Origin of the sequence: Cryobacterium sp. 10I5, assembly GCF_035019865.1 — a bacterium.
Lineage (GTDB): Bacteria > Actinomycetota > Actinomycetes > Actinomycetales > Microbacteriaceae > Cryobacterium > Cryobacterium breve_A.
The window spans coordinates 1-7,961 of sequence record NZ_JASJVI010000122.1 but is presented as its reverse complement, the minus strand read 5'-3'; the positions used below and the strand labels follow the sequence as shown (position 1 = coordinate 7,961).

Below are 7,961 nucleotides of genomic sequence, written 5' to 3'. Positions count from 1 at the left end.
ACGGTGATTCCGACAATTGCGGCCCAGACCGGCTCGGTTCCGAGGAGGAGGCTCACTCTCGAGGGCGAGGTGCGTCGCACGGCCCAGGTCTGGATCAGGAACGCGAAGACAGTGCACGCGACGACGAGGTAGAGGAACAGGACCGTACGTCCGGGGTCGAGACGGGCCAGGAAGTGCGGGATCGAGTCACCGTAGAACAGTGACACCGCCGAGAAGAGCAACGCGCAGGTCGACAGCTGCACCGTGGTGAGGTGGAGCGAATTCATCGGAGCGCTACCCGTGAGCTTGGACATCGACGTGACGTGGACGGCGCGGATGATGGCCGCGGCGAGCACGAGCAGGTCGCCGAGGTTTGGCGCCTGGAAGACGCCGCCACTGGCGAGCAGGGCGACGCCACCGATGGCAATGACCGCGGCCAGGAAGAACCTGCCGGGCAGCCGCCGACCGGATATCGCGGAATCGAGAATCGGGGTGAACACGATCGTCAGGCTGATGATGAGTCCGGCGTTCGTGGCCGAGGTGTGGGCGATCCCGAAGGTTTCGAAGGCGAACACGGCAGCCAGCAAGGTCCCGAGCAGCGTCCCGGATCTCAGCTCCGCTGCCGTGATCCGGTGCCGACGCACGGCAACGAGGGCCGCCATGATGGCCGCGGCGAGCAGCATCCGTGTTGCGAGCAGGGCGACGACGGATTGGGGCGTGACCAGTTCTTTGGCGACGAGGTAGGTCGACCCCCAGGCGGCGGCGACCAGGAGCAGGAGCAGGTCGACGCGGAATCGACTGAGGAGGGCGGGCATTCCTCCATCGTCCGGTCTGCCATCGCGTAATACAAGTGAGTGCTTTGGTGTCACATGCATTAGTTTCAACTTATGGAACTCGGTCAGCTTCGGGCGTTGAGAGAGCTGGGCGACCGCGGCAGCATCGCCGCCGTCGCAGCGGCGCTGCACGTCACGCCGTCGTCGGTATCGCAGCAGATCAGCGCCCTGCAGCGTCAGTCGCCCGCTCCTTTGACCTTCCGGGCTGGCCGACGGACGGCACTCACGGATGCCGGGCGCGCCCTCGCTCTCGCCGCGATCGACGTCGAAGTGGCACTCGAACGCGCCGCGCGGGCGGTGGCACGGTTCCAGGGCGATCACCGGGGCACCGTTTCCGTGACCGCCTTCCACAGTGTGGGCCTGGCCGTCTTCGGACCCTTGATCGCCGCCTGCGTCGCGCCTGACCTGCCCGGCGTTCGGCTGAGCGATTTTGATGTGGCTCAGGAGGACTTCCCCCTGCTCACCACCGATCATGATCTTGTGCTCGCCCATCGGCTGGTCGGCAGTCCCTCATGGCCGGAGTCGGTCCGGGTGGAACACCTCCTGTACGAGCCCCTGGACATCGCGGTTCGCCACGATCACCGCCTCGCGTCGAAAGCGGCGATCGAGCCGGCTGATCTTCAGGGCGAGGAGTGGGTGGCGGTGCACGATGGGTTCCCGCTCACGCAGGCTCTCGCCCTGATCGCAGGTATCGGAGGGAACGAGGCCCGAATCCTGCACCGGATCAACGAGTTCTCGGTAGCCGCGTCCGTCGTCGAAGCGAGCGGATGCGTCGCGCTGATGCCTCGGTACACGACCGACCTGCGCGACCATCCGGAGTTGGTCCTTCGTCCGCTGTCCTACCCCGGCCTCGGACGGCACATCGATTGCCTTGCCCGACCGGAAACCCTCGAGCGCACCAACGCGCAGGCGGTCCTGGCCCAGATCAAGGTGATAGCCGAGAGGCTCACGAGGTGAACTCCACCCGGGCCCTCGGACCAGTGAATCAGTAGCCGAGGGGCCTTCTCAGCCCCTGCGAATCAGATCGACGACACCCTGGGCGTTGTCGTCCGGCGACAGACCAATCTGAACCTGATCGCCCTCCATCGCTTGCATCACCACAACCGCGGCTTTCAGCTCTCCGCCGATCCGCATGACCAGGCGCGCGGTGCTTCCCGCCCCTACGGCTTTCTCGGTGAGCGCACGAAAGACCACGGACCCCTCTTCGCTGAACGTCACGTCAACCGCATTGCGCCCCTCCCCTTCGGCCACGACGGCATCCCCAACGCCTGCGCGTTCGAAGGCAGATGGGAGCACTACGTTCTCCCCATTGACCGCAACGCAGTGGAGATCTGAACTCGCGGCGCAGGTCTGCGAAACCGCCAACTCGATCGCTCCCCCCGCGACTGTCGGTGTAGCGACGATGCCGGGCGTGGACGAACAGGCGCTCAGCGCCAACACGGCAAGCACCAACGAAGCGAGCGCGAACGACGATCCACGATTCAATTTCTGCCTCCAACCAGCTAATGGTTGCCCCCCATAGACACCCTGCCTCCTCGAACCCTACCGAGGGCACCAAGCCGGGACAAGACCTCCCCACCGCATCCGTCGCCGAGAATCGCCGATGAGGCCGAGAATCGCCGGCGCAACGTGGTTACTCGGCGCTTACGGCGATTCTCGGCGCGAGTTAGACGTGACGCGGCCGTTCGGTAGCGGTCGGACCTCACCCTTAACATGAGACCTCCACTGAAAGCGTGATGATCATGGACGAGACAGAAGTTTTCGAGCGTGAACGTCCCCGTCTGTTGCGCATTGCCGGACGCATCCTGCGCGATGGCGCGGAGGCCGAGGACATCGTCCAGCAGGCCTGGCTGCGACTGCACGCCACAGAGGCCGCGATCGACAACCTGCCGGCCTGGCTGACCACGGTCACGACACGGCTGTGCCTGGACAGACTGCGCGCCGAGAAACCAATTCTCGTTGACGACCTTGAGGCCCCGTCGCGAACCGCCGATCCAGCGGATGAGCTCGCCCTCGCCGACACTGTCGGGATCGCCCTCCAGGTGGTGCTTGACCGCCTCACGCCTGCGGAGCGTGTCGCCTTCGTCCTTCACGACAGCTTCAGCATTGACTTTCCCACGATCGCCGCCATCCTCGGGAGCACTCCAGCCGCTGCACGCAAGCTCGCTTCGAGGGCGCGAAGCAAGATCCGCCCGCAGAGCCAGGGGCACGGCCGCGCCGACTGGAAAGTCGTGGACGCATTCCTCGCCGCCTCGCGGCAGGGCGATTTCGAGCAACTCGTGAAGCTGCTGGCACCGGACGTACTGGTCGTCGGCGACGACGCGGCCATAGCGGAGGGGACCCCGTCTCGGATCGAAGGGCGGACCGCGGTGGCGACGATGTTCAACGGCGCAGCCAAGGCCGCTCTCCCCGTATTCATCGACGGGCGCGCAGGGGCCGCATGGTTTCATCGCGGTGCCCCCCGTGTTGCGTTTGACTTCACGGTCCTCGACGGCGTCGTGTCTCGAATCGACTTCCGCGCCGATCCGGCGGTCCTGGAACACATCATCCGGCGTGAAGCGGGAGCGAGCCGAGCTTGACCTGCGACCGTCGACCACGTCAGCGGTCACACTTGGAGCCGATCGATCGTCATATAGGTAGCGGGCCTCAACCGGGGACCGCCTTGACAGTGAGGACCCGAACCGATGAAGACCATGACATGCCGCCAGCTGGGTGGACCGTGCGATCAACCGCTGGACGGCGAGACCGCCGATGACGTCATCAAGGCCCAGAACCGCCACCTCAAGGACGCGGTCAAGGCCGGAGACGCCACCCACGAGCAAGCCCACAACGAAATGAAAGCTCGTTGGAGGCACCCGAAGCAGTCGATGGATTGGTACACCTCAACGAAGAAGGAGTTTGCCGAAATCCCAGGCGTGTGACCGTCGGGTAGCGTTCGAACCTGACGTCAGAAGAGGTGCGACGGATTTCTGGAGTCTCGCCGCTCGGGTCAGAGCAGACCGGTCAGGGCGGCCCACTGCAGGAGGAGCACGGTCTTGCCGTCGACGATACGGCCGTCGGCGACCATGGCCAGGGCGTCACTGGAGGGGATCTCGAGGACTTCGATCTCCTCCCCTTCTTCGGGCAGGCCGCCCCCCGGTGACACCCGGTCGGACGGGCCGTAGGCGGCGACGTAGAAGTGCACGCGCTCGGTGACCGAACCCGGACTCATGTACAGGTCGAACACGTGCCGCAGCTCCCCGACCACCACACCGAGTTCCTCGCTCGCCTCCCTCCGGATCGCGACCTCGGGCGAGTCCTCGTCGAGCAGGCCGGCCGCGGTTTCGATGAGCATTCCGTCGGGGTGATCGTTGACGTACGCGGGGTACCGGAACTGGCGTGTCAGCAGGACGGTCTTGCGATCCGGGTCGTAGAGCAGGATCGTGGCGCCGTTGCCGCGGTCGTAGGTTTCGCACTGCTGGCTGGTTTGCTGCCCATTGCGTCCGCGGTACCGGAAGGTCGTGCGGCGCAGGACATGCCAGCCGTCGGAGGTCACCTCGACACGGTCGACGGTGACGTCAGGGTTCCCGTGCAGGTCGGCACCGACCCGATCCAGGCCGGTTCTGCCCCGACCGTCCGGGGCATCCTCGCCGGGCCGGCCGGGTATGGGAAGGGTCGGAAGAGGAGTCATGACTACCAACGTACGGTGCCGCGCGTCGGCGACACCATCGGGCAACTGCTGAAGTGCCCCTGCCGCTGACCCGGGATCTTCCCTAGGATCACTGCATGTCCCCACCGACGTCCCGCAAACCAGGCCTCGCGACCGCGGGAGGGCGGCACCATGCTCGATGAGGCCCGCTTCAACACCGTCGCCAATATGCGCGCGTCGGTGTTCTTCGACGGCCCGGACGTGCGCAGCCGCTACAGCCGCTTCTGGATGCTGCTCGTGCTGTCCGCGATCATCGCCTCGGCCGGAATCGTCGGCGACTCCACGGCGACCGTGATCGGTGCGATGATCGTCGCCCCGCTGATGACCCCGATCATGGGCACCATGCTCGCGACCGTGATCGGGGACCGGGCGAGCCTCATCCGCTCGCTGCTCCTGGTCGTCGCGGGCGCCGCAACTGCGGTCGCGGTCGGGTATGCCGTCGGCTTCCTCGTTGTCAATGACGTGCTCGCCGACACGAACGCGCAGGTGTCCGCCCGGGTGACCCCGGGCCTGATCGACCTGCTTGCGGCCCTCGGTACCGGCGTGGTCGGCTCCGTCGCGCTCGTGCGCAAGGACATCTCGGACACGCTGCCCGGCGTCGCGATCGCGATCTCGCTCGTGCCCCCGCTCGCCGTGGCCGGCCTCACCCTCGAATCCGGCTCGATCACCCAGTCGCTCGGCGCCCTGCTGCTCTTCGTCACCAACGTCGTCGCCATCATCGGCACGGGCGTCGTCGTGATGTCGGTCTACGGGGTCACCCGGCTCGCCCGCGAGCCCATGGCCGGCGAAGCGCAGCGGGGAATGGGCCGCACCATCGCCCTGCTCGCCGTCATGTTCCTCGTGATCGGCGTGCCGCTCGCCATTACCAGCATCGGCATCAGTGCGCGCGCCATTGTCGAGCAGGGTGTCCACCGGGTCGCGGAGACCTGGGCGCAGTCGGTCGGCTGGGAGGTCGACACGGTCAGCACGCGCGACTCCGAGGTCTACATCCGCCTCGAGGGCCCCCTCCCGGTGCCCGACACGACAACGCTCAAGGGGCTGCTGGATGCGGCGGGCGTGGACACGGGCAAGGTGACCGTCAACCTCGTCCCCGTCTACTCGGTGAAGCTCGCCACGCCGTGAAGCTTGCACAGTAGCGGATGTCCCCCAGAGGGGTACTAGCGTGTCGCGGCAGTTGCGGGGTACGTTCCGTTCGTGACCGCCGGGAACGGCGACCACGACGCATCCGTTCCTCGTACCGTCCGCTTCCTCCTGTACACCCGAGCACAGGGACTGCCGTGAATACGACCTCATCGCCTCACCCGCACCGTCAACCCCGATCAATCGCACCCCGCGTCACCACAGTGACGGCCGGCGCGCGATGAACGTCACAGCCCCGGGGGAAGTGGACCCGAGCGCGGTCATCGGCGCAGGCGCGCACATCGCCGACCTGGCTCAGGTACGCGAGTACGCCCGGATCGGGCCCGGTAGCATGCTCGGCCGCGGCGCCTACGTCGGACCCGGCGTTGTGGTGGGCCGCAATTGCATCGTGCAGGAATACGCGGTCGTCTACGAACCCGCACTGCTCGAGGACGGGGTCTTCGTCGGTGCGGCGGCCGTGTTCACGAACAACCCACACCCGCGCGCGATCAACGGCGACGGTTCGGCACGGCCGCTGAGTGAACGGTCGACGCTCGGCGTGACGGTGCGCACCGGGGCGTCCGTCGGGGCGCACGCCGTGTGCCTCGCGCCCCTGACGATCGGGCGCTGGGCGATGGTGGCCGCCGGAGCCATCGTGACCGCGAACGTGCCCGACTTCGCACTCATGGTCGGGGTACCCGCCGAACGGGTGGGCTGGGTCGGGCGCAGCGGCGCGACCCTCGACCACGTCGGCGACGGACTCTACGTCTGCCCGGACACCGGTGAGCACTACCGGCAGCACGATGGGCAGCTCACGCTCGAGTGAGCCGCCCCGCGCGGTTCAGGCGGCGAAGCGGTCCGTGGCTTCGATGATCGCGTCGAGGTTGCCGGGTTCCTCGAAGGAGTGCCCGGCGTCTGGGATCATCCGGAAGTCGGCTTCCGGCCAGTTCTTGTGCAGTTCCCAGGCGGTGAACGCCGGAGTGCACATGTCGTAGCGACCCTGCACGATGACGCCGGGGATCTCGCTCAACCGGCCGGCGTCGCGGATCAGCTGCCCGGGCTCGAACCAGCCGAGGTTCCGGAAGTAGTGGTTCTCGATGCGCGCGAACGCGACCGCGAAGTCGGGCTCGGTGAACCGGGCGATCGTCGCGGGCTGCTGCAGCAGCGTGATCGTCGACGATTCCCAGGTCGACCAGGCCACGCCGGCGCGCTCGCGCACGTAGCGGTCGGGGTCGTGCAGCAGGCGACCGTACGCCGCGATGAGCTTGCCGCGTTCCTCGACGGGAACCGGCGCGAGGAAGCCCTCCCACAGGTCGGGGTAGATCGCCGCGGCGCCGCCCTCGTAGAACCAGTCCAGTTCGACGGGCCGCAGAGTGAAGATGCCGCGCAGGATGAGCTCGGTCACCCGCTCCGGGTGGGTTTCGGCGTAGGCGAGGCCGAGGGAGCTGCCCCAGGATCCGCCGCAGACCTGCCAGCGGTCGATGCCGAGGTGCTCGCGCAGGCGTTCGATGTCGGCGACCAGGTGCCACGTCGTGTTCGTGCTGAGGTCGGCATCCGCTGCGCTCGCGTGCGGGGTGCTCTTGCCGCAGCCACGCTGGTCGAAGAGGATGATGCGGTACTTCGCCGGGTCGAACACGCGACGCTGCTGGGGGCTCGATCCGCCGCCGGGGCCGCCGTGCAGGTAGACCGCAGGCTTGCCGTCCGGGTTGCCGGATGCCTCCCAGTAGATGGACTGCCCGTCACCGACCTCGAGCATCCCGGTTTCGTAGGGTTCGAGTTCTGGGTAGAAGGTGCGCATCTCCCGAGCCTACGGCGCTTGTCGCGGGTTGAGTTGCGGATGCGCCGCGCATGCCAGTGCGGCGGGCGTTCAGGGGCGGGCCAGCCCCTGCTCGTAGGCGAGGATCACGATGTGCACCCGGTCGCGGAGACCGAGTTTCTGCAGGATCCGGCCGACGTGGGTCTTCACCGTGGACTCGGAGAGGAAGAAGCGCTCGGCGAGCTCGGTGTTGGACAGACCCTCGGCGATCGCGAAGAAAACCTCCCGTTCCCGGTCGGTCAGCACGTCGATGCGCGCGGCATCCGCCGCGGGGTCCTCGCCGGTCGCGGCGCCGTCCGCCCCTTCGGCGGGAAGCCGGGACCCGAACAGCTCGAGCATCCGCCGGGTGACGCGGGGCGAAACGGATGCCTCCCCCGACGCGACCGCCCGGATCGCGGCGGTCAGTTCGCTCGGTTGGGCGTCCTTGAGCAGGAAGCCACGGGCGCCGGCCTTGAGACCGCCGAACGCATACTCGTCGAGGTCGAAGGTGGTCAGGATGATGACCCGGATCTGGGGGTGCGCCGCG

General features: G+C 67.4%; 10 protein-coding genes. 5 read left to right on the top strand and 5 right to left on the bottom strand.

Features of this window, described 5'->3' with window-relative positions; genetic code table 11:
* A partial coding sequence (locus QN350_RS18240; RefSeq protein WP_323517070.1) for a DMT family transporter occupies positions 1-794 on the bottom strand: 794 nt, incomplete at its 3' end.
* A 72-nt stretch (positions 795-866) separates the two neighbouring features.
* Here QN350_RS18240 and QN350_RS18235 point away from each other — a divergent pair.
* On the top strand, positions 867-1,769 hold the full coding sequence (locus QN350_RS18235; RefSeq protein ID WP_323503597.1) for a LysR family transcriptional regulator: 903 nt from the start codon (positions 867-869) through the stop codon (positions 1,767-1,769).
* Positions 1,770-1,817: 48 nt separating this feature from the next.
* Here the strand turns inward: QN350_RS18235 and QN350_RS18230 are convergent, their stop codons facing one another.
* Complete coding sequence (locus QN350_RS18230) at positions 1,818-2,297, bottom strand: hypothetical protein (protein WP_323503596.1); 480 nt, start codon at positions 2,295-2,297, stop codon at positions 1,818-1,820.
* A gap of 257 nt (positions 2,298-2,554) precedes the next feature.
* Here QN350_RS18230 and QN350_RS18225 point away from each other — a divergent pair, with 257 nt between their 5' ends.
* Positions 2,555-3,391: a sigma-70 family RNA polymerase sigma factor gene (locus tag QN350_RS18225; RefSeq protein WP_323517068.1), complete on the top strand. Its 837-nt coding sequence runs from the start codon at positions 2,555-2,557 to the stop codon at positions 3,389-3,391.
* Between the two features lie 105 nt (positions 3,392-3,496).
* Positions 3,497-3,733: a hypothetical protein gene (locus QN350_RS18220; RefSeq protein WP_322138715.1), complete on the top strand. Its 237-nt coding sequence runs from the start codon at positions 3,497-3,499 to the stop codon at positions 3,731-3,733.
* Between the two features lie 68 nt (positions 3,734-3,801).
* Here the strand turns inward: QN350_RS18220 and QN350_RS18215 are convergent, their stop codons facing one another.
* Positions 3,802-4,482: an NUDIX domain-containing protein gene (locus tag QN350_RS18215; protein ID WP_323517066.1), complete on the bottom strand. Its 681-nt coding sequence runs from the start codon at positions 4,480-4,482 to the stop codon at positions 3,802-3,804.
* A 150-nt stretch (positions 4,483-4,632) separates the two neighbouring features.
* Between QN350_RS18215 and QN350_RS18210 the strand changes: the two genes are divergently transcribed.
* Both QN350_RS18210 and QN350_RS18205 read left to right on the top strand, forming a co-directional pair.
* On the top strand, positions 4,633-5,622 hold the full coding sequence (locus QN350_RS18210; RefSeq protein WP_323517064.1) for a DUF389 domain-containing protein: 990 nt from the start codon (positions 4,633-4,635) through the stop codon (positions 5,620-5,622).
* Positions 5,623-5,860: 238 nt separating this feature from the next.
* Positions 5,861-6,445 (top strand): acyltransferase, encoded by a 585-nt coding sequence (locus QN350_RS18205; RefSeq protein WP_322138712.1) that lies wholly within the window; start codon positions 5,861-5,863, stop codon positions 6,443-6,445.
* 15 nt (positions 6,446-6,460) lie between these two features.
* Here QN350_RS18205 and pip read toward each other — a convergent pair whose 3' ends face one another.
* Positions 6,461-7,417, bottom strand: coding sequence for a prolyl aminopeptidase (gene pip, locus QN350_RS18200; protein WP_322138711.1), 957 nt, complete (start codon positions 7,415-7,417; stop codon positions 6,461-6,463).
* A 69-nt stretch (positions 7,418-7,486) separates the two neighbouring features.
* A partial coding sequence (locus QN350_RS18195; protein WP_323517062.1) for a response regulator transcription factor occupies positions 7,487-7,961 on the bottom strand: 475 nt, incomplete at its 5' end.